The organism is Pseudomonas guariconensis (assembly GCF_040822035.1).
GTDB lineage: Bacteria > Pseudomonadota > Gammaproteobacteria > Pseudomonadales > Pseudomonadaceae > Aquipseudomonas > Aquipseudomonas guariconensis.
The window spans coordinates 1,603,625-1,623,701 of record NZ_CP162012.1 but is presented as its reverse complement, the minus strand read 5'-3'; the positions used below and the strand labels follow the sequence as shown (position 1 = coordinate 1,623,701).

Sequence of the window (20,077 nt, the reverse complement as noted above, 5' to 3'; positions counted from 1 at the left end):
GTCATTCGCCGCGGTGCAGCTTGCTCATCAGCTCCGCCTCGGCTTGGGTCAGGCCACAGGTGCGGGTCAGCTCATCGATGCTGGCCCCCATGCCCACCAGCTTGGCCGCCTGGGTGAACGTCACGCTGTTGGGGTCGCGCTGCTCCAGTTGCTGGAGTTTATCCGGCAACGGCGCGAGCACTGCGCGCAATTCATGGATCGCCTCGCCCATGCGCACCGTGCCGTTCTGGTAGTCATCCAGACGCTTGGCCAGGTCCTTGATGCGCTGGTCTCGCAGCGCATCGCCCTGGGCCTGCTGGGCCGCCAGCTCACGCTGGCGCTTGCTGTAGTTGAGGAAGAACCACAGGCTCAGGGCCCAGAGCAGCGCCAGGAAAACGACAGCAGCCTCGAAAATCAACTCAGATGTTCTCCAGCTCGGACCACTCTTCCTCGGTCATCATTTTGTCCAGCTCGACCAGAATCAGCAGCTCGCCGTTCTTGTTGCACACGCCCTGGATGAACTTGGCCGACTCTTCGTTGCCGACATTCGGCGCGGTCTCGATCTCGGACTGACGCAGGTAGACCACTTCGGCCACGCTGTCGACCAAGATGCCCACCACTTGCTTGTCCGCCTCGATGATGACGATGCGGGTGTTGTCAGTGACTTCGGTCGGCATCAGACCGAAACGCTGACGGGTGTCGATCACCGTGACCACGTTGCCGCGCAGGTTGATGATGCCCAGCACGTAGCTCGGCGCACCAGGCACCGGAGCGATCTCGGTATAGCGCAGGACTTCCTGCACCTGCATGACGTTGATGCCATAGGACTCATTGTCCAGGCGGAAGGTTACCCATTGCAGGATCGGATCTTCGGAACCTTGTGCAGACGACTTTTTCATTCCCCTACCCCTCAAAATCCGCCATTGGCGGTGTGCTCGCTATGGCCACGGCAGTTGTGGCCTTCAGTCATTGGTGTTTGGCATGCATTTGCTTGACGGCGCCGCTGGCGATCAGCTCGGCCAGTTCAGCGACATCGAGCAAGGCGCACATGTGTTCGATCACGGTGCCGGCCAGCCAGGGCCGCTGGCCACGCTGGCTGCGCCACTTGATCTCGGCCGGGTCCAGGCGCAGGGAGCGGCTGACCTGATGCACGGCCAGCCCCCATTCATAGCCCTGGACGGAAATCACGTACTGCAGGCCCTGGCGGAAATCGTCGCGATAGCGGTCGGGCATGACCCAGCGCGCGGTATCCAGGACCTTGAGATTGCCCGCCTGGCACGTAAGGATGCCCAGGAACCAGTCAGGCTGGCCGAACAGCGGCGTCAACTCCTGACCCGCCAGGCTGTAGATCGAGCCCAGGCAGACCAGCGGCACCGCCAGGGTCAGCCCTGCGACATCGAACAGCAAGCACTCGAAGGGCTCTGCCGCCCAGGCCGGGCGACCGTCCACCGTCGCCGGTGGCACAGGAGGATTGGCGGCCGGCAGGTAGACATCCACCAGTGGCGCCACCGGCTCGATTGCCTGGGCCTCGACTGCTGGAGTTTCGGGTTCGACGTTGACGGCCGCAGGCTCCGGCGTCACCTCGACCGGTTTCAGTACCGTTGGCAACACGGCCACTGCACTGGGCTCGGCGAAGGGTCGCGCAACAACTGCTGCTGGGGCGGCCTGACGCTCAGCGTCCCTGGCTTGCTCCTCACGCACCGCGGCGGCGAATTCATCGACGATCGCCTCTTCAGCCGGCGCTTGGGGCGCATCGAGCTCCTCGGTGGCGTCCTGCAACAGGCCATCGAGGTAGGACTGCAAGGCCAATTGCGGCTTGGTGGTGGTCTGCCGTGCTGGGTTCATCAGGCCACCTGCAATGCGGGTTTGTAGGTCAACAGATGCTTGAGCAATGCCCGGTAGGCGATCAGCCCCCGGCTCTTGCCATCGAACTGCGAAGGTGTGACCCCCGCCCGGCTGGCATCGCGCAGGCGCGTGTCGACCGGGATGTAGCCTTGCCAGACCTGCTCACCATAGCTGTCACGCAAGACCTTGAGCGTGCCAAGAGACGCCTGGGTGCGACGGTCGAACAAGGTCGGCACGATCTGGTAGGGCAGCGCCTGGCGCCGCGAGCGGTTGACCATGGCCAATGTCCCGACCATGCGCTCCAGGCCCTTGACCGCGAGAAACTCGGTTTGCACCGGGATCACCAACTGCTGGCTGGCAGCCAGGGCATTGACCATCAGCACCCCCAAAAGCGGAGGGCTGTCGATCAGGGCGAAGTCGAAATCCTGCCACAGCTGCGCCAGACTCTTGGCGATCACCAGGCCCAGGCCACTCTGCCCCGGCGACTGGCGTTCGAGCACGGCCAATGCGGTGCTCGAAGGCAGCAGCGAGATACGCTCGTCGCTGGTGGGCAGCAACAGTTGCCCTGGCAAGCCCTCGGGCACCGTGCCCTTGTGCAGGAACAGGTCGTAGCAGCTGTGCTCCAGGGCATCAGGGTTGTGCCCGAAGTAGCTGGTCATCGAGCCGTGCGGGTCGAGGTCGACGACGACCACGCGCTTGCCCGCTTCGGCCAGCAACCCGGCCAAGGCGATGGTGGTGGTGGTCTTGCCGACGCCACCTTTTTGATTGGCTACTGCCCAGACTCTCATCGTGCGTTGCTTCCCCCCGCAATGGCCGCCTGCCCTGCCGGGAACGGTTTGAATTCAGTGACGGACAATTGACGGGCTCAGCCCCCAACCGCCGGTGCAGGCGTTGTCGGTGCAGTTTGTGTGCCAGCCCGCCGCAAGGCCGCGTCCGGCGTGGCATTGGCGCTACCGGACCCGGTCAGGCTGCGGCGTACTTCCAGGTTGCGGGAAATCACCAGCACCACTCGACGGTTACGCGCCCGCCCTTCGGCCGTCTCGTTGCTGGCCACCGGCTGGTACTCGCCATACCCCACCGAGGCCATGCGCGCCGGGTTCACACCGTTCATCGCCAGCAGGCGGACGATGCTCGCCGCTCGGGCAGAGGACAGCTCCCAATTGGTCGGGTATTGAGCGGTACGGATCGGCAGGTTGTCAGTGAACCCTTCGACGTGCACCGGGTTGGCGTAAGGCTTGAGGATGTTGGCCACCTTCTCGATGATCGAGAACGCTGTGTCGCTGGGCATGGCGTCACCGCTGCCGAACAGCAGCGATGAGTTGAGCTCGATCTCGACCCACAGTTCGTTGCCGCGCACGGTCATTTGGTCGGATTTGATCAGGTCGCCAAAGGCGTCGCGCACGTCATCGCTAATGGTCTTCAACGGGTCGGCATTGCTCTGGGCAAGGCCTGCGTCGGTTTGCTCGCTGTCCTTGATCAGCGGCTCGGCGGGTTTGACGCTGAGCGGGCGTTCATCGCCGATCGGGATGGGCTTCATGCTGCGCTCAGGGTCGTTGAATACGCCGAGCAGAGCCTGGGAGATGACCTTGTACTTGCCCTCGTTGATCGAGGAGATCGAATACATGACCACGAAGAAGGCGAACAGCAAGGTGATGAAGTCGGCGTACGACACCAGCCAGCGTTCGTGGTTTTCGTGTTCCTCGGTGTGACGACGGCGGGCCATGGCTTACTCCATGAAGCCTTGCAGCTTCAGCTCGATCGAGCGTGGGTTCTCCCCTTCTGCGATCGACAGCAGGCCTTCGAGCAGCATTTCGCGGTAGCGCGACTGGCGCAGCGCGATGGCCTTGAGCTTGTTGGCGATCGGCAGCAGGATCAGGTTGGCGCTGGCCACGCCGTAGATGGTGGCGACGAAAGCCACCGCAATGCCATTGCCCAGCTGAGATGGGTCGGCCAGATTGCCCATCACATGGATCAAGCCCATGACCGCGCCGATGATGCCGATGGTCGGCGCATAGCCGCCCATGCTCTCGAACACCTTGGCCGCTTGGATGTCGCGACTCTCCTGGGTCAGGAAGTCGACCTCGAGGATGCTGCGGATCGACTCGGGCTCCGCGCCGTCCACCAGCAGTTGCAGGCCCTTGCGCGCATACGGGTCGGGTTCGGCGTCCGCCACCCCTTCAAGACCCAGCAGGCCTTCCTTGCGCGCGGTCAGGCTCCAGTTGACGACCCGATCGATACCGCCGGGCAGGTCAACGCGCGGCGGGAAGAAAATCCAGCGCAGGATCTGCAATGCCCGCTTGAAGGCCGACAGCGGCGACTGCAGCAGCGCCGCCGCCAGGGTACCGCCCAGCACGATCAACGCCGCCGGGCCGTTGAGCAAGGCACCGACATGGCCGCCTTCCAGGAAGTTGCCGCCGACGATGGCGACGAACGCGAGGATCAGGCCAATCAGGCTCAGGACATCCATCAGACGCACGCCTCGACCAGATGCTTGCCGATCTCGTCCAGGCTGTAAACCGCATCGGCCAGGTTGGCCTTGACGATGGCCATCGGCATGCCATAGATCACGCAGCTGGCCTCATCCTGGGCCCAGACGGTGCTGCCGCCCTGCTTGAGCAGGCGGGCCCCTTCGCGACCGTCGGCACCCATGCCGGTGAGAACCACAGACAGGACCTTGTCTCCATAGGACTTGGCCGCCGAGCCGAACGTGATATCCACGCAGGGCTTGTAGTTCAGGCGCTCATCGCCCGGCAGGATCTTCACCGCGCCACGGCCGTCGATCATCATCTGCTTGCCGCCAGGGGCCAGCAGGGCCAACCCCGGGCGCAGCATGTCGCCATCCTCGGCTTCCTTGACACTGATCTTGCACAGTTTGTCCAGGCGCTCGGCAAAGGCCTTGGTGAAGGCCGCCGGCATGTGCTGGATCAGCACGATCGGCGCCGGGAAGCTGGCCGGCAGTTGCGTCAGCACCCGCTGCAGCGCCACCGGGCCGCCGGTGGACGTGCCAATGGCGACCAACTTGTAGGGCTTGCGCTTGGGTGCTGGCGAATGGCTGCTGGACGCTGGACGGGCCACAGACGCAGCCGGGGTCGAAACGCGAGCCGTCGAAGGGCTTGCGAAGCTGCTGGTCGGTGCATGGCTGGCAGGCGCAGGCGCCGGGCTTGCCGTCGCGAAACCGCCGAACCGGCGGTTGCTGCGCGAAATGGTGTGGACCTTCTCGCACAGCAACTGCCGGACTTTGTCCGGGTTGCGCGAGATGTCCTCGAAGTTCTTCGGCAGGTAGTCCACCGCGCCGGCATCCAGGGCGTCGAGGGTGACCCGGGCGCCTTCGTGGGTCAGCGAGGAGAACATCAATACCGGCGTCGGGCAGCGCTGCATGATGTGCCGCACTGCCGTGATGCCATCCATCATGGGCATTTCATAGTCCATGGTGATGACATCCGGCTTGAGGGCGATTGCCTGGTCGATCGCTTCCTTGCCATTTGTCGCGGTACCCACGACCTGGATAGTCGGGTCGGCCGAGAGAATTTCCGAGACGCGGCGGCGGAAGAAACCGGAATCATCCACCACCAGGACCTTGACTGCCATAAACACTCCATTAGGCGGCGCAACCGCCAAGGTGCGCCACCGAAATCAAATTCGCCGGGCGGCGTAACGCTTGAGCATGCTCGGCACATCGAGGATCAACGCGATGCGACCGTCGCCGGTGATGGTCGCGCCGGACATGCCCGGGGTGCCCTGGAGCATCTTGCCCAGCGGCTTGATCACCACCTCTTCCTGGCCCACCAGCTGATCGACCACGAAGCCGATACGCTGGGTGCCGACCGACAGGATCACCACATGGCCTTCGCGCTGCTCCTCATGCACCTGGTCCTGGACCAGCCACCGCTTGAGATAGAACAGTGGCAGCGCCTTGTCGCGCACGATCACCACTTCCTGGCCGTCGACCACGTTGGTGCGCGACAGGTCCAGGTGGAAGATCTCGTTGACGTTGACCAGCGGGAAGGCGAACGCCTGGTTGCCCAGCATCACCATCAAGGTCGGCATGATCGCCAGCGTCAAGGGCACCTTGATGACGATTTTCGAACCCTGGCCCTTGGCCGAGAAGATGTTGATCGAGCCGTTGAGCTGAGAGATCTTGGTCTTGACCACGTCCATGCCCACACCGCGACCGGACACGTCGGAGATCTCGGTCTTGGTGGAGAAGCCCGGCGCGAAGATCAGGTTGTAGCAATCGGATTCGCTCAGGCGATCGGCGGCGTCCTTGTCCATCAGGCCCTTTTCGACAGCCTTGGCCCGCAGGATGTTAGGGTCCATGCCCTTGCCGTCGTCGGAGATCGACAGCAGGATGTGGTCGCCTTCCTGCTCGGCCGACAGCACCACGTGGCCGGTCCGTGCCTTGCCGGCGCCTTCGCGCTCCTCGGGCATTTCGATGCCATGGTCGACGGCGTTGCGTACCAAGTGCACCAGCGGGTCGGCCAAGGCCTCGACCAGGTTCTTGTCCAGGTCGGTGTCCTCACCGACCAGCTCCAAGTTGATTTCCTTCTTGAGCTGGCGGGCCAAGTCGCGAACCAGCCGTGGGAAGCGGCCGAAGACCTTCTTGATGGGCTGCATGCGGGTCTTCATGACCGCGGTCTGCAGGTCGGCGGTGACCACGTCGAGGTTGGACACAGCCTTGGACATGGCCTCATCGCCGCTGTTCAGGCCCAGGCGTACCAGACGGTTACGCACCAGCACCAGTTCGCCGACCATGTTCATGATCTCGTCCAGGCGCGCGGTGTCGACCCGCACAGTGGTTTCCGCTTCGCTGGCCGTAGGCTTTTCGGCGGCTGGGGCTGCTGCGCGGGCCGGCGCGGCCGGTTTGGCAGCCGCAGGCTTGGCCACCGGCGCCGGTTCAGGCTTGGCGACAGGCTTGCTGTCGGCCTTGGCCACGGCAGAGGCCGCCACGGCCTCAGGCGCAGCCACGGCCGCGTCACTGGAGAACTTGCCTTTGCCGTGTAGCTGATCCAGCAAAGCTTCGAATTCGTGCTCGGTGATGTCACCACTTTGGGCGCCCGCCTCGACCGAAGCCGGTGCCTGAGCCGTGGCGCCGGGCAGTGCATCGGCGGCGAAGGTGCCCTTGCCGTGCAACTGATCGAGCAACGCTTCGAATTCATCGTCGGTGATTTCATCGCTGCTCGGCGCCGCGACGCTGTCAGCCGACACAGGCGCAGGCGTCTGGGCAGAAAACTGGCCTTTGCCGTGCAACTGATCGAGCAGCGACTCGAACTCGGCATCGGTGATCTCGTCGCTGTCGCTTCCCGCGACCTCACCCTGCAGCTGTTCGGTAGCCTCGGCCTGGGCCTTCACCGCATCGAGCGAGTCGAGCAGTTGTTCGAACTCGCTATCGGTGATGTCGGGCTCGACCGCAGGCTCGGCTTCGGCGACGGCTGGAGCCTGGGCCGCAGGCGCTGGGGCCTCGGTACCGGCCGGCTCGGCCAGACGCGACAGTGCGGCCAGCAATTCCGGCGTGGCCGGGGTAATGTCGCTGCGCTCGCGCACCTGGCCAAACATGCTGTTGACCGTATCCAGTGCCTCGAGCACCACATCCATCAATTCCGCATCGACCCGGCGCTCACCTTTGCGCAGGATGTCGAACACGTTCTCGGCGATATGGCAGCACTCCACCAGCTCATTGAGCTGAAGGAAGCCGGCGCCCCCTTTTACAGTGTGAAAACCGCGGAAGATCGCATTGAGCAGGTCCGCATCTTCCGGTCGGCTTTCCAGCTCGACCAATTGCTCGGACAGTTGCTCGAGGATTTCGCCGGCCTCTACCAGGAAATCCTGGAGGATTTCTTCATCGGCGCCGAAGCTCATTGAACGTGCTCCCTAAAAACCCAGGCTGGACAGCAAATCGTCGACGTCGTCCTGACCGGACACGACATCTTCACGCTTATCGGCATGAATCTGCGGACCTTCACCCCGAGTCGGATGTTTTTCTTGATCTTTTTCAGCACGCAGCTGCTGGTGGTCATGTTCGATACCGGCAAAACGGTCGACCTGGCTGGCCATCAGCACGAGCTTGAGCAGATTGCTTTCGACTTCGGTGACCAGCGCGGTCACCCGTTTGATCACCTGGCCGGTGAGGTCTTGGTAGTCCTGGGCCAGGAGAATGTCGTTGAGATGGCCAGCGACCTTGCGGTTCCCCTCGGCGCTTTGCGTCAGGAAACTGTCGACGCGCTTGACCAGATCACGAAACTCCGGCGCTGCGACTTCACGGCGCATGAAGCGCTGCCAGTCGGTGCTCAGATTCTGGGCCTCGGCCTGCAGGTCGTTGAGCAGCGGCGTGCTCGCCTCCACCAGGTCCATGGTGCGGTTGGCCGCGCCTTCGGTGAGCTTGACCACGTAGGACAAGCGCTCGGTGGCGTCGGTGATCTGCGACACTTCCTCGGCCTGCGGCATGCGCGGGTCGATCTGGAAGCTGACGATCGCACTGTGCAGCTCGCGGGTGAGCTTGCCGACTTCCTGGTACAGGCCGCGGTCGCGGGTCTGGTTCAGCTGGTGGATCAGCTGCACCGCCTCGCCGAACCGGCCGTGCTCGAGGCTCTCGACCAGTTCCTGGGCGTGTTTCTTCAGGGTCGACTCGAACTCCCCCAACGATGTGTTCATTTGCTCCATGGCGCCCCCTGACGTGACTCAGCCGTTGACGCGTTCGAAGATCTTTTCGATCTTCTCCTTGAGCACCTGGGCGGTGAAGGGCTTGACCACATAGCCGTTGACCCCGGCCTGGGCCGCTTCGATGATCTGGTCGCGCTTGGCTTCAGCGGTCACCATCAACACCGGCATACCCTTGAGGCGGTCATGGGCACGGACCTTGCGCAGCAGGTCGATGCCGGACATGCCAGGCATGTTCCAGTCGGTCACGAGGAAGTCATAGTGGCCGTTTTCCAGCATCGGCAACGCCGTGGTGCCGTCGTCGGCCTCCTCGGTGTTGGTGAAGCCCAGGTCACGCAACAGGTTCTTGATGATCCGCCGCATCGTCGAAAAGTCGTCAACGATGAGGATTTTCATGTCTTTGTTCAATTAGACCTCCAAGCAGTCTTAAACGCGCCCGGCCCCCGGACGCGCATTCAATCAATTCGGTACAACATCCAACGACGGTGGCGAACCCTGGCTCAACGTGCCCGCCATTCCCCGAGACGGCTGCGCAGGCGCGCGGCGCACTGGCTGTGCAACTGGCTGACACGCGACTCGCTGACCCCAAGCACCTCACCGATTTCCTTGAGGTTCAGCTCTTCGTCGTAGTACAGCGCCAGCACCAGACGCTCACGCTCCGGCAGGTTGGCGATGGCTTCGGTCAGCGCGGCCTGGAAGCGCTCGTCTTCCAGGTCCCGCGAAGGTTCCAGCTGGCCACTGGCGCCATCCTCGTGCAGCCCTTCGTGCTCGCCGTCCTGCAGGAGGTCGTCGAAGCTGAACAGGCGACTGCCCAGGGTGTCGTTCAGAATCCCGTAATAATCATCGAGACTCAATTGGAGTTCGGCAGCAACTTCATGATCTTTAGCGTCGCGACCGGTTCTGGCCTCCACGGCGCGTATCGCGTCGCTGACCATGCGGGTGTTGCGGTGTACCGAACGCGGCGCCCAATCCCCCTTGCGTACCTCATCGAGCATGGCCCCACGAATGCGGATGCCGGCGTAGGTTTCGAAGCTCGCGCCCTTGCTGGCATCGTATTTGTTGGCCACTTCCAGCAAGCCGATCATGCCCGCCTGGATCAGGTCCTCGACCTGTACGTTGGCCGGCAGGCGCGCCAGCAAGTGATAGGCAATGCGCTTGACCAGAGGGGCATAACGTTCGACCAGTTCGTAGTGGGCATCACGCGCCGCCCGGCTGTACATCTTGAAACCGCTCGCATTCATAGTACCGGTCCTGCGCTGGTAGGCTGCACCAGACGCTCGACGAAAAACTCCAGGTGCCCGCGCGGGTTGGCAGGCAGCGGCCAGCTGTCGACCTTCTGCGCGATGGCCTTGAAGGCCAGCGCACACTTGGATCGAGGGAAGGCCTCATAGACCGCCCGCTGCTTCTGCACCGCCTTGCGTACACATTCGTCGTAAGGCACGGCACCGACGTATTGTAAGGCGACGTCCAAGAAGCGATCCGTGACCTTGGTCAACTTGGCAAACAGGTTGCGCCCTTCCTGCGGGCTCTGCGCCATGTTGGCCAGGACCCGGAAGCGGTTCATGCCGTAATCGCGGTTGAGCAGCTTGATCAAGGCGTAGGCATCGGTGATCGAGGTCGGCTCGTCGCAGACCACCAACAGCACCTCCTGCGCGGCGCGCACGAAGCTCACCACCGAGTCCCCGATTCCCGCGGCGGTATCGATCACCAGCACATCGAGGTTGTCGCCGATCTCGCTGAACGCCTGGATCAGCCCGGCATGCTGGGCTGGCGCCAGGTGCACCATGTTCTGGGTGCCGGAGGCGGCCGGCACGATGCGCACACCGCCTGGCCCCTGCAACAGCACATCGCGCAGCTCGCAGCGCCCTTCGATGACATCGGCCAGGGTGCGCTTGGGCGACAGCCCCAGCAGGACGTCGACGTTGGCCAGGCCCAGGTCGGCATCCAGCAACATGACCCGGCGGCCGAGCTCGGCCAGCGCCAGGGACAGGTTCACTGAAACGTTGGTCTTGCCCACGCCACCTTTACCGCCGGTCACGGCGATCACCTGTACGGGATGCATGCTACCCATGTTTGTTCTTTACCTTGTCTCGGGGCCCAGGCCACATCAGGAGCTGAACACGACGCTCAGGATGCAGGTACTTTGCGCTGTCCATTCGTCAACCCGCACGCTTGCCTGGGTTGTGGTAGAGATCAGCGAACATGTCGGCCATCGCCTCTTCGCTGGGCTCGTCCTGCATCTGCACACTGACCGCACGGCTGACTAACTGATGTTTGCGCGGCAGTTGCAGGTCGTCAGGAATGCGCGGTCCATCGGTCAGATAGGCCACGGGCAATTCGTGACTGATGGCAAGGCTCAGCACTTCGCCGAGGCTGGCCGTTTCATCAAGCTTGGTCAGGATGCAGCCGGCCAGGCCACAGCGCTTGTAGCTGTGGTAGGCGGCGGTCAGCACCTGCTTCTGGCTGGTGGTGGCCAGGACCAGGTAGTTCTTGGCGGCGATGCCGCGTCCGGCCAGGCTCTCCAGTTGCAGCCGCAGGGCCGGGTCGCTGGCCTGCAGGCCTGCGGTGTCGATCAGCACCACGCGCTTGCGCAACAGCGGATCGAGCGCCTGGGCCAAGGACTGGCCCGGGTCGACATAGGTCACCGGCACATTGAGGATGCGCCCCAATGTCTTGAGCTGCTCTTGGGCGCCAATGCGGAAGCTGTCCATGCTCACCAGCGCCAGATGCTGGGCGCCGTATTTGAGCACGTAGCGCGCCGCCAGCTTTGCCAACGTGGTGGTCTTGCCCATACCAGCCGGACCGACCATGGCGATCACACCGCCCTCTTCGATCGGCTCGATCTCGGGGACCTGGATCATCCGTGCCAGGTGGGCCAAGATCATGCGCCAGGCGTGGCGCGGGTCTTCGATCTCGCCGGCAAGCTCGAGTGCTTCGCGAGCGATCGGGCCCGACAGGCCGATACGCTGCAAACGACGCCAAAGGTTGGCCTGCTGCGGCTTGTTGCCCTGCAGCTGGCTCCAGGCCAGGGATCCGAGCTGGACTTCGAGCAATTCGCGCAGGCCCGACAGCTCCGAGCGCATGGCATCGAACAGACGCGGATCGACCGGTGCCGGCGCTGGAGCCGCAACCTGCGCCGGCGCGTCAACCTGTGGCTCGACCAGTGGCTCGGAGGCGGTCAACGACAATCCGGCGAACAATTGGCGATTGCCGATCTCGTCGCTTTCGTTGCGTGTGCTCAGTTCGGCCTGGGCGGTGGCGATGCGCGTCTGGGTTTTGCGCAGCTCGTCCTCGAGTTCGATGTTCGGCACGCGTGGGGCCAGGGCGGACAGCTTGTAGTCCAGCGCGGCCGTCAACTCGACACCGCCGGCGATGCGCCGGTTGCCGATGATGGCGGCGTCGGAGCCAAGCTCATCCCGGACCAGCTTCATGGCCTGACGCATATCGGCGGCGAAAAAACGCTTAACTTGCATAACCCACTACCTCAGCCGTTGGGGCCCACGGTGGCAACGATGGTGACTTGCTTGTTGTCAGGTATTTCCTGATACGCCAGAACATGCAAATTCGGTACAGCCAGGCGACCGAAGCGCGACAGCATGGCGCGGATCGGGCCGGCGACCAGAAGAATGGCCGGCAGGCCTTGCATCTCCTGACGCTGGGCCGCTTCGATCAGCGATCGCTGCAGCTTCTCGGCCATGCTCGGCTCCAGGAGAACACCGTCTTCCTGGCCTTGCCCGGCCCTTTGCAGACTATTGAGCAAAATCTGTTCCAACCTTGGTTCGAGGGTGATCACAGGCAGCTCGGACTCAACGCCGACAATGCTTTGCACGATGGCGCGACACAATCCGACGCGCACTGCCGCCACCAGCGCGGCGGTATCTTGACTCTTGCCAGCATTGTTGGCGATTGCCTCGGCGATACTGCGGATGTCCCGCACCGGCACCTGCTCGGCCAACAATGCCTGCAGGACCTTGAGCAAGCCTGACAACGAAATGACACCCGGTACCAGCTCCTCGGCAAGTTTAGGCGAACCTTTGGCCAATACTTGCAACAGTTGCTGGACCTCTTCATGGCCGATCAGTTCATGGCAATGTTTCTGCAGGATCTGGTTGAGGTGGGTGGCCACCACCGTGCTGGCATCGACCACGGTGTAGCCCAGCGACTGAGCCTGGGCACGCTGCCCGACGTCGATCCACACCGCCTCAAGACCAAACGCCGGATCGCGCGCAGCGATACCGTTGAGCGTGCCGAAGACCTGGCCCGGGTTGATGGCCAGCTCCCGGTCCGGATAGATCTCCGCTTCAGCCAGGATCACCCCCATCAAGGTGAGGCGATAGGCGCTCGGCTGCAGGTCCAGGTTGTCGCGGATATGCACAGTGGGCATGAGAAAGCCCAGGTCCTGGGACAGCTTCTTGCGCACCCCCTTGATCCGCGCCAACAGCTGGCCACCCTGGTTGCGGTCCACCAGCGGAATCAGGCGATAACCGACCTCAAGGCCGATCATGTCGATTGGCGTCACATCGTCCCAACCCAATTCCTTGGTTTCCAAGGCACGCTGGGGCGATGGCAGCAGGTCCTGCTGGCGCTGCGCTTCTTCCTGGGCCTTGAGCTTGGCCTGTTGCTGACGACGCCAGACCAGGTAGGCACCGCCCCCGGCCGCCGCGCCAAGCCCCAGGAAGGCGATATGCGGCATGCCCGGAACCAAGCCCATGACGATCATCAGCGCCGCCGAAACAGCCAACGCTTTGGGCGAGTCGAACATCTGCCGATTGATCAGCTTGCCCATGTCCTCGGAACTGGAGGCTCGGGTCACCATGATCGCGGCGGCGGTGGACAGCAGCAGCGAGGGCAACTGCGCCACCAAACCGTCACCGATGGTCAGCAAGGCGTAGACCTTGCCCGCCTCGCCGGCCGACATGCCATGCTGCAGGATACCGATGAGCATGCCGCCGATAAGGTTGATGAACAGGATCAGCAGCCCGGCGATGGCGTCGCCGCGAACGAACTTGCTGGCACCGTCCATGGAGCCATAGAACTCGGCTTCCTGGGCGACTTCGGCGCGTCGGGCCTTGGCCTGAGCCTGGTCGATCAGGCCCGCATTGAGGTCGGCGTCGATCGCCATCTGCTTGCCAGGCATCGCGTCAAGGGTGAAACGTGCGCTCACCTCGGAAATACGCCCGGCGCCCTTGGTGACCACGACGAAGTTAATGATCATGAGGATGGCGAACACCACCGCACCGACCACGTAGTTGCCGCCGATCACCACCTCGCCGAAGGCCTGAATCACCTTGCCCGCAGCACCGTGGCCTTCCTGGCCGTGGAGCATGACCACACGCGTGGAGGCCACGTTCAGGGCAAGACGCAGCAAGGTTGCCACGAGCAGGATGGTGGGAAACGCAGCGAAGTCCAGCGGGCGCAGGGCGTATACGCAGACCAGCAGGACGACGATCGACAGGGCGATGTTGAAGGTGAAGAAAACGTCGAGCAGGAACGGTGGAATCGGCAACATCATCATTGCCATCATCACCAGCAGCAACAGCGGCACGCCCAGGTTGCCCCGGCCGAGACCAGCCAGGTTGTTTCGGGCGCTGTTGATTAACTGAGTGCGATCCACCGCAAATCCTCTTCAAGCAAAACTTTGACGCCTGAATGGGCGTTTGGCGCTGCCTTTGCAAGAAGCTTTCCAACTTTTGAGGGTGGCTTTCAGGCCGTGTGAATATCTGGGTTTGGTGAGGGCGCCACTGGCGCTTTTCGCCCTTACGGCGACCTATTTTCGTTCTTGGGCAAAAGTAGGCATGGGCCGCCCCATGACAACGGATAAAACAACGCCAGCCCAGGCGCCGCCCGCAACTTGCGCCCCATTAGCAGGCCGAGCGGAGGTGTCTGTAGGGGCAGGCGCGCAGCGCCCTTCGGCGGTAGCCAAAGTCGCGAGAGGGAGGCTGGCGTAGCCAGCCGGAGGGCGCGAGGTCCCGCAAGACAATGAAGAGGGAACCCCGCCACGGGCGGGGCATATGCTGGGGCGCAGCGGCTTTTACTTGGCAAGACCAAAGTGACCCGCCGTAAGGGTGCAAAGGTGACTCAGCGTCACCCAAGCAAACGGATCAGCCCCAAAAAGCCAAAGCCAACCCATAACCACTCACTGATCACGCCGTAAATCCGGCGGAATCGGCAAATCAGGCTTCAAAGGCTCCGGCGCCTTGCCCTTCCCCGCCCGGTATTGCCGGATCTGGAACACATAAGCCAGCACCTGCGCCACCGCCAGGTACAACCCCGCCGGAATCTCCTGCTCAAGCTCGGTGGAGTAGTAGATCGCCCGCGCCAACGCCGGAGACTCGAGGATCTGCACCTGATGCTGAACGCCGATCTCGCGAATCTTCAACGCGATGAAATCCGTCCCCTTGGCCAACAGCAAAGGCGCCACCCCGCCCGATTCCGGGTCGTACTTGAGCGCCACGGCATAGTGCGTCGGGTTGGTGATGATCACATCCGCCTCGGGCACCGCCGCCATCATGCGCCGCTGCGAGGCTTCGCGCTGCAACTGGCGAATCCGCTGTTTGACCTCAGGCTTGCCTTCCGAATCCTTGTATTCGTCCTTCACTTCCTGCTTGGTCATCTTCAGCTTGTTATGCGCCTGCCAGATTTGGAACGGCACGTCGACCGCCGCGATCAGCAGCAATCCGGCAGCCATCCACAACGCGCTCCACCCGACCACCTGGACGCTATGGATGATGGCTTGCTCCAGCGGCTCGTTGGCAATCGCCATCAATGCCTGGCGATCGCTGGAAAGTACCGCCAGCGCCACCACCAAAATCACGAAAAACTTGGCAAACGCCTTGAGCAACTCAGTCAGCGAGTTCAAGGAGAACATCCGCTTGATGCCCGACAAGGGGTTCATGCGGCTGAATTTCGGCTGCAACAAGCTGCCAGAGAACAAGAAACCACCCAGGACGATAGGTGCGATGAAGGAAATCACGAACAGCATGATCACGATGGGCTGAACCGCCCAGATCGCCATCTTTCCCGAGACCAGGAGCAGGGTTCCCATGGCACTCTCATCCACCACCATGTCGCGGGTGAGAGAAAAGCTCATACGCATCAGGTCCATCAACGTTTCCGCCAGATACCCACCGAATGCCAGCAGGGCCCCGGCACCAGCGAGGGTCACCGCTACTGTGTTGAGCTCCTTGGAGCGAGCCACTTCGCCTTTTTCACGCGCATCGCGCCGGCGCTTGTCGGTGGGTTCTTCTGTCTTGTCCTGACCGCTCTCGCTTTCTGCCATCTTCAGCGCGCCCTTGCCAGCTCACGCAGCCATTGCAGCGCTTCGCTGGCCAACAGCTGGTAATGGGAAAAAATGTCCGCCAGGGTGACCCAGAAGATGGCCAGCCCCAACACGAGGGTCAACGGAAAACCAATGGAGAAGATGTTCAACTGCGGCGCGGCACGCGTCATGACGCCGAATGCAATATTGACCACCAGCAGCGCAGTGATCGCGGGCAATACCAACAACAGGCCAGCGCCGAGCACCCAGCTCATGCGCCCGGCCATCTCCCAGAAATGATTGACCATCAGCGCACTGCCGATCGGCAAGGTGGTGAAGCTCTCGGTCATTACCTCCAGCACCACCAGATGACCATTCATCAGCAGGAATAGAATGCTCACCAGCATGGTCATGAACTGGCTGACGACTGTCACGTTGACACCGTTGGCCGGGTCAACCATGGAGGCAAAGGCCATCCCCATCTGAACGGCAATGATCTGCCCAGCCACCACGAACGCCTGGAACAGCATCTGCAAGGCCAGACCGAACAGCGCACCGACAATCACCTGCTCGGCGCACAGCAACACGCCACGCAGGCTCAGGGGGTCGATCTCAGGCAAGGGCGGCAGCCCTGGAACAATCACCACGGTGATGGCTAAAGCTGCATAGAGACGGATGCGCGCGGGCAACATCTTGGTACCCAGGATCGGCATGGTCATCAGCACCGCCGTCACCCTGAACAACGGCAGGATGAACGTGGCGACCCAGGTGCCAATCTGCGTATCGGTCAGCTCCAGCATGACTGCATCAACCGATCAGCTGCGGAATGCTGGTGTACAGACGGTTGAAATACTCCATGAAGCGCTGCAACAGCCAGGGCCCGATGACGATCAGGGTGACCAGCATCACCAGCAGGCGCGGCAGAAAGCTCAGGGTCTGCTCGTTGATCTGGGTGGCAGCCTGGAACATCGCCACCACCAGGCCGACCAACAGGCTCGGCACCACCAGGATGGCCACCATCATGGTGGTCATCCACAGCGCATCACGAAAAATGTCTACGGCAACTTCTGGTGTCATGCAGGGCTCTCCTTGATGGCGTCAGACGCCACCGAAACTGCCGGCCAGGGTACCCATGATCAACGCCCAGCCATCGACCAGAACGAACAGCATGATCTTGAACGGCAGCGAGATGATCAGCGGCGAGAGCATCATCATGCCCATGGCCATCAGCACGCTGGCCACCACCATGTCGATGATCAAGAACGGAATGAAGATCATGAAGCCGATCTGGAACGCGGTCTTGAGCTCCGAGGTGACGAACGCCGGTACCAGGATGGTCAATGGCGCCTGCTCAGGGCCGGCGATGTCGGTGCGTTTGGACAGGCGCACGAACAGGTCCAGGTCGCTTTGCCGGGTCTGGGCCAGCATGAAGTCCTTCAGCGGCCCCTGGGCCTTGTCGATGGCTTGCTGGGCGGTCATCTGCTCGTTCAGGTAGGGCTGGATGGCGTCCTGGTTCACCCGGTCGAACACCGGGGCCATGATGAACAGCGTCAGGAACAACGCCATGCCGGTCAGCACCTGGTTCGAAGGCGTCTGCTGCAGGCCCAGGGCCTGACGCAGGATGGAAAAGACAATGATGATGCGGGTGAAGCTGGTCATCAGGATGACGAACGCCGGAATGAAACTCAGCGCCGTCATGATCAGCAGGATTTGCAGGCTGACCGAATACTCCTGCTGGCCGTCCGCCCCATTGGACAGGGTGATGGCCGGAATCGACAGCGGGTCGGCAGCCAAGGCCATCGGCGCAGCCAGCAGCAGCGCCAGGGTCAACAATGAGCGCAATGCGCCGGTCATCACTTCTTGTCCTTCTGATCCTTGCCCATCAGCTCGAGCAGCCGCTGGGCGAACTCCGGCGTGGCTGGGCGGGCACTGGCGGGCACCTCCACAGGCTCGGCCAACACGTGCAATGCCTCGATGTTGCCGGGCGAGTGACCGATGAGGATCTGCTCCTTGCCCACCTGCACCAGCAGCAGGCGGTCACGCGGGCCGATCGTCCGGCTGCCGATGATATCGATCACCTGCCCACCGCACGGTGTCGCGCCCTGCATGCGGCGCAGCAACCAGGCAAGGGCGAAGATCAGGCCGATCACCAGCAACAGGCCGAAGACCATCTGTGCCAACTGCCCGCTGAGGCTGCCGGGTGCGGCCGCAGCGGGTGCCGCTGCCTGGGTGGCCGCGATCACCGTCTCGCTGACGAGCAAGGCGCCGAAGGCCATCACGGCCCGCATCGACCCCTTCACTCAGCGCAGCTTCTTGATGCGTTCGCTGGGGCTGATCACGTCGGTCAGGCGGATGCCGAACTTCTCGTTGACCACCACCACCTCGCCGTGGGCGATCAAGGTGCCGTTGACCAGCACGTCCAACGGCTCGCCCGCCAGGCGATCAAGCTCGATCACCGAGCCCTGGTTGAGCTGCAGCAGGTTGCGGATGCTGATTTCGGTGCTGCCCACTTCCATGGAAATGTTCACCGGGATATCCAGGATCACATCCAGGTTCGGCCCCTCGAGGCTGACGTTTTCATTGGGCTTGGGGGAGCTTGCGAACTCTTCCATCGGCAGGCGGCCGGCGCCGGACTTGCCGCTGTCGGCAGCCAGCAGTGCATCGATGTCGGCCTGGCCGGCGTCGCCGGTTTCCTGCAGGGCGGCAGCCCACTCATCGGCCAGAGCCTGTTCCTCCGGGGAGGTGATTTCGTTTTCGTTAGCCATGATGTCCTCGACAGGCATTCAATTCGGAAGGAGCGACCGGCACGCCGTCAGCGACGTTCGATCGGGTCGATGATCTGCAGCGACAAGGTGCCCTTGTGCGAGCCCAGGCGCGCCTTGAACGACGGCACGCCGTTGGCGCGCAGCACCAGGTGCTCGGGCAACTCGACGGGGATCACATCGCCCGGCTGCATGTGCAGGATGTCGCGCAGCTTGAGCTGACGGCGGGCCACGGTGGCCGAGAGCGGCACGCTGACATCGAGCACGTCTTCGCGCAGGGCCTTGACCCAACGCTCGTCCTGGTCGTCCAGGTCGGACTGGAAGCCCGCATCGAGCATCTCGCGCACCGGTTCGATCATCGAGTACGGCATGGTCACGTGCAGGTCGCCGCCACCGCCGTCCAGTTCGATATGGAACGTCGAGACCACCACCGCCTCGCTCGGGCCGACGATGTTGGCCATGGCCGGGTTGACCTCGGAGTTTATGTACTCGAAGTTGACCGGCATGATTGCCTGCCAGGCTTCCTTGAGGTCGACGAAGGCCTGGTCGAGCACCATGCGCACCACGCGCAGCTCGGTGGGCGTGAATTCACGACCTTCGATCTTGGCGTGACGGCCATCGCCACCGAAGAAGTTGTCCACCAGCTTGAACACCAGCTTGGCGTCGAGGATGAACAACGAAGTGCCGCGCAGCGGCTTGATCTTGACCAGGTTCAGACTGGTCGGGACATACAGCGAATGCACGTACTCGCCGAACTTCATCACCTGCACGCCGCCGACCGCCACGTCGGCGGAGCGACGCAGCAGGTTGAACATGCTGATGCGGGTATAGCGGGCGAAGCGTTCGTTGATCATCTCCAGGGTCGGCATGCGTCCGCGGACGATCCGATCCTGGCTGGTCAGGTCATAGCTTTTGACGCCACCGGGCTCGGCGGCGCTTTCGGTTTGTACCAGACCATCATCGACGCCATGCAACAGGGCGTCGATCTCATCCTGGGACAGCAGGTCCTGCACGGCCATTTCGGGCTCCTACTGCAATACGAAATTGGTGAACAGCAGCTGGTCCACGACCGGCTTGCCGACTTCCTTCTGCGCCACTTCCTGGACCACCGCGGTGGCCTTCTGGCGCAACATCTCCTGGCCTACCGGGCTGCTGGCCAGGGTGTCGAAACCTTGTCCCGAGAACATCATGACCAGGTTGTTGCGGATCACAGGCATGTGCACCTTGAGTGCGTCCAGGTCGGCCTGGTTGCGCCCCTGCATGGTGATGCTCACCTGCATGTAGCGCTGGCGACCGTTCTGGTTGAAATTGACCACGAAAGCCGGCGCCAGCGGCTCATAGATCGCCGCCGCCTTGACGTTGGTCTGGGCAGGATCGACAGCGGGTGCCGACTCGCTCTTGTGCATGACGAACCACGTGGCGCCCACCGACAGGCCCACGGCCAGCAGCAATGCCAGCACCAGCAGGAGGATCAGCTTGAGTTTGCCTTTAGTGGCGGGGTCTTTGACTGCTTCGCTCTTCGCCATGCCAATAATCCGTCGTCCATCGGGGTTTCAAAGAAGGATGACGTGGCTTGAGC

22 protein-coding genes are annotated in these 20,077 nt (G+C 62.7%); all 22 read right to left on the bottom strand.

Annotated elements, in window-relative coordinates:
- Position 1 precedes the first annotated feature (1 nt).
- The 22 genes from AB1N67_RS07380 to fliL all read right to left on the bottom strand — a co-directional run bounded on the left by AB1N67_RS07380 (position 2) and on the right by fliL (position 20,024).
- Positions 2-397, bottom strand: a complete 396-nt coding sequence (locus AB1N67_RS07380) for a DUF2802 domain-containing protein (RefSeq protein ID WP_070577156.1) — start codon at positions 395-397, stop codon at positions 2-4.
- A gap of 1 nt (position 398) precedes the next feature.
- A complete protein-coding gene (locus AB1N67_RS07375; RefSeq protein ID WP_003254393.1) occupies positions 399-878 on the bottom strand; it encodes a chemotaxis protein CheW in 480 nt (159 codons plus the stop codon).
- A gap of 67 nt (positions 879-945) precedes the next feature.
- Positions 946-1,824 (bottom strand): CheW domain-containing protein, encoded by an 879-nt coding sequence (locus tag AB1N67_RS07370; protein WP_043212820.1) that lies wholly within the window; start codon positions 1,822-1,824, stop codon positions 946-948.
- On the bottom strand, positions 1,824-2,612 hold the full coding sequence (locus tag AB1N67_RS07365) for a ParA family protein (protein ID WP_043212817.1): 789 nt from the start codon (positions 2,610-2,612) through the stop codon (positions 1,824-1,826). Before AB1N67_RS07365 ends, AB1N67_RS07370 begins: the two co-directional genes overlap by 1 nt.
- 77 nt (positions 2,613-2,689) lie before the next feature.
- Complete coding sequence (motD, locus tag AB1N67_RS07360; protein WP_043212815.1) at positions 2,690-3,547, bottom strand: flagellar motor protein MotD; 858 nt, start codon at positions 3,545-3,547, stop codon at positions 2,690-2,692.
- Between the two features lie 3 nt (positions 3,548-3,550).
- Positions 3,551-4,291 (bottom strand): flagellar motor protein, encoded by a 741-nt coding sequence (locus AB1N67_RS07355; RefSeq protein WP_043212813.1) that lies wholly within the window; start codon positions 4,289-4,291, stop codon positions 3,551-3,553.
- Positions 4,291-5,412 (bottom strand): chemotaxis response regulator protein-glutamate methylesterase, encoded by a 1,122-nt coding sequence (locus AB1N67_RS07350; RefSeq protein ID WP_090345499.1) that lies wholly within the window; start codon positions 5,410-5,412, stop codon positions 4,291-4,293. The genes AB1N67_RS07355 and AB1N67_RS07350 overlap by 1 nt, the downstream gene beginning before the upstream one ends.
- Before the next feature lie 45 nt (positions 5,413-5,457).
- Positions 5,458-7,680: a chemotaxis protein CheA gene (locus tag AB1N67_RS07345; protein ID WP_332770793.1), complete on the bottom strand. Its 2,223-nt coding sequence runs from the start codon at positions 7,678-7,680 to the stop codon at positions 5,458-5,460.
- A 12-nt stretch (positions 7,681-7,692) separates the two neighbouring features.
- Positions 7,693-8,481, bottom strand: a complete 789-nt coding sequence (locus tag AB1N67_RS07340; protein ID WP_043212807.1) for a protein phosphatase CheZ — start codon at positions 8,479-8,481, stop codon at positions 7,693-7,695.
- Positions 8,482-8,499: 18 nt separating this feature from the next.
- Positions 8,500-8,874, bottom strand: coding sequence for a chemotaxis response regulator CheY (locus AB1N67_RS07335; RefSeq protein ID WP_011534888.1), 375 nt, complete (start codon positions 8,872-8,874; stop codon positions 8,500-8,502).
- Between the two features lie 104 nt (positions 8,875-8,978).
- The gene (fliA, locus tag AB1N67_RS07330; protein ID WP_367863633.1) at positions 8,979-9,719 is read right to left on the bottom strand and encodes an RNA polymerase sigma factor FliA; all 741 of its coding nucleotides are present in this window, start codon (positions 9,717-9,719) and stop codon (positions 8,979-8,981) included.
- Entirely contained in the window at positions 9,716-10,549 is an 834-nt protein-coding gene (gene fleN, locus AB1N67_RS07325; protein WP_043212801.1) for a flagellar synthesis regulator FleN, read from the bottom strand. The genes fliA and fleN overlap by 4 nt, the downstream gene beginning before the upstream one ends.
- An 88-nt stretch (positions 10,550-10,637) precedes the next feature.
- On the bottom strand, positions 10,638-11,951 hold the full coding sequence (gene flhF / locus AB1N67_RS07320) for a flagellar biosynthesis protein FlhF (RefSeq protein ID WP_043212799.1): 1,314 nt from the start codon (positions 11,949-11,951) through the stop codon (positions 10,638-10,640).
- 11 nt (positions 11,952-11,962) lie between these two features.
- Positions 11,963-14,092, bottom strand: coding sequence for a flagellar biosynthesis protein FlhA (gene flhA, locus AB1N67_RS07315; RefSeq protein ID WP_043212797.1), 2,130 nt, complete (start codon positions 14,090-14,092; stop codon positions 11,963-11,965).
- 522 nt (positions 14,093-14,614) lie between these two features.
- Positions 14,615-15,757, bottom strand: a complete 1,143-nt coding sequence (gene flhB / locus AB1N67_RS07310; protein ID WP_043212796.1) for a flagellar biosynthesis protein FlhB — start codon at positions 15,755-15,757, stop codon at positions 14,615-14,617.
- A gap of 2 nt (positions 15,758-15,759) precedes the next feature.
- Positions 15,760-16,536: a flagellar biosynthetic protein FliR gene (gene fliR / locus AB1N67_RS07305; RefSeq protein WP_043212794.1), complete on the bottom strand. Its 777-nt coding sequence runs from the start codon at positions 16,534-16,536 to the stop codon at positions 15,760-15,762.
- A 7-nt stretch (positions 16,537-16,543) separates the two neighbouring features.
- Entirely contained in the window at positions 16,544-16,813 is a 270-nt protein-coding gene (gene fliQ / locus AB1N67_RS07300) for a flagellar biosynthesis protein FliQ (RefSeq protein ID WP_043212792.1), read from the bottom strand.
- 21 nt (positions 16,814-16,834) lie between these two features.
- Positions 16,835-17,590, bottom strand: coding sequence for a flagellar type III secretion system pore protein FliP (gene fliP / locus AB1N67_RS07295; RefSeq protein WP_367863632.1), 756 nt, complete (start codon positions 17,588-17,590; stop codon positions 16,835-16,837).
- Entirely contained in the window at positions 17,590-18,024 is a 435-nt protein-coding gene (fliO, locus tag AB1N67_RS07290) for a flagellar biosynthetic protein FliO (protein WP_367863631.1), read from the bottom strand. The genes fliP and fliO overlap by 1 nt, the downstream gene beginning before the upstream one ends.
- Before the next feature lie 12 nt (positions 18,025-18,036).
- Complete coding sequence (gene fliN / locus AB1N67_RS07285) at positions 18,037-18,501, bottom strand: flagellar motor switch protein FliN (protein WP_043212852.1); 465 nt, start codon at positions 18,499-18,501, stop codon at positions 18,037-18,039.
- A gap of 47 nt (positions 18,502-18,548) precedes the next feature.
- Complete coding sequence (fliM, locus tag AB1N67_RS07280; protein WP_043212789.1) at positions 18,549-19,517, bottom strand: flagellar motor switch protein FliM; 969 nt, start codon at positions 19,515-19,517, stop codon at positions 18,549-18,551.
- 9 nt (positions 19,518-19,526) lie between these two features.
- Positions 19,527-20,024 (bottom strand): flagellar basal body-associated protein FliL, encoded by a 498-nt coding sequence (gene fliL, locus AB1N67_RS07275; protein ID WP_367863630.1) that lies wholly within the window; start codon positions 20,022-20,024, stop codon positions 19,527-19,529.
- Positions 20,025-20,077 lie beyond the last annotated feature (53 nt).

Bases quoted from the DNA above. Each gene is read 5' to 3' on its own strand.
- AB1N67_RS07375 (WP_003254393.1), bottom strand. From the start codon at position 878: ATGAAAAAGTCGTCTGCACAAGGTTCCGAAGATCCGATCCTGCAATGG.
- AB1N67_RS07370 (WP_043212820.1), bottom strand. From the start codon at position 1,824: ATGAACCCAGCACGGCAGACCACCACCAAGCCGCAATTGGCCTTGCAG.
- AB1N67_RS07365 (WP_043212817.1), bottom strand. From the start codon at position 2,612: ATGAGAGTCTGGGCAGTAGCCAATCAAAAAGGTGGCGTCGGCAAGACC.
- motD (WP_043212815.1), bottom strand. From the start codon at position 3,547: ATGGCCCGCCGTCGTCACACCGAGGAACACGAAAACCACGAACGCTGG.
- AB1N67_RS07355 (WP_043212813.1), bottom strand. From the start codon at position 4,291: ATGGATGTCCTGAGCCTGATTGGCCTGATCCTCGCGTTCGTCGCCATC.
- AB1N67_RS07350 (WP_090345499.1), bottom strand. From the start codon at position 5,412: ATGGCAGTCAAGGTCCTGGTGGTGGATGATTCCGGTTTCTTCCGCCGC.
- AB1N67_RS07345 (WP_332770793.1), bottom strand. From the start codon at position 7,680: ATGAGCTTCGGCGCCGATGAAGAAATCCTCCAGGATTTCCTGGTAGAG.
- AB1N67_RS07340 (WP_043212807.1), bottom strand. From the start codon at position 8,481: ATGGAGCAAATGAACACATCGTTGGGGGAGTTCGAGTCGACCCTGAAG.
- AB1N67_RS07335 (WP_011534888.1), bottom strand. From the start codon at position 8,874: ATGAAAATCCTCATCGTTGACGACTTTTCGACGATGCGGCGGATCATC.
- fliA (WP_367863633.1), bottom strand. From the start codon at position 9,719: ATGAATGCGAGCGGTTTCAAGATGTACAGCCGGGCGGCGCGTGATGCC.
- fleN (WP_043212801.1), bottom strand. From the start codon at position 10,549: ATGGGTAGCATGCATCCCGTACAGGTGATCGCCGTGACCGGCGGTAAA.
- flhF (WP_043212799.1), bottom strand. From the start codon at position 11,951: ATGCAAGTTAAGCGTTTTTTCGCCGCCGATATGCGTCAGGCCATGAAG.
- flhB (WP_043212796.1), bottom strand. From the start codon at position 15,757: ATGGCAGAAAGCGAGAGCGGTCAGGACAAGACAGAAGAACCCACCGAC.
- fliR (WP_043212794.1), bottom strand. From the start codon at position 16,536: ATGCTGGAGCTGACCGATACGCAGATTGGCACCTGGGTCGCCACGTTC.
- fliQ (WP_043212792.1), bottom strand. From the start codon at position 16,813: ATGACACCAGAAGTTGCCGTAGACATTTTTCGTGATGCGCTGTGGATG.
- fliP (WP_367863632.1), bottom strand. From the start codon at position 17,590: ATGACCGGCGCATTGCGCTCATTGTTGACCCTGGCGCTGCTGCTGGCT.
- fliO (WP_367863631.1), bottom strand. From the start codon at position 18,024: ATGCGGGCCGTGATGGCCTTCGGCGCCTTGCTCGTCAGCGAGACGGTG.
- fliN (WP_043212852.1), bottom strand. From the start codon at position 18,501: ATGGCTAACGAAAACGAAATCACCTCCCCGGAGGAACAGGCTCTGGCC.
- fliM (WP_043212789.1), bottom strand. From the start codon at position 19,517: ATGGCCGTGCAGGACCTGCTGTCCCAGGATGAGATCGACGCCCTGTTG.
- fliL (WP_367863630.1), bottom strand. From the start codon at position 20,024: ATGGCGAAGAGCGAAGCAGTCAAAGACCCCGCCACTAAAGGCAAACTC.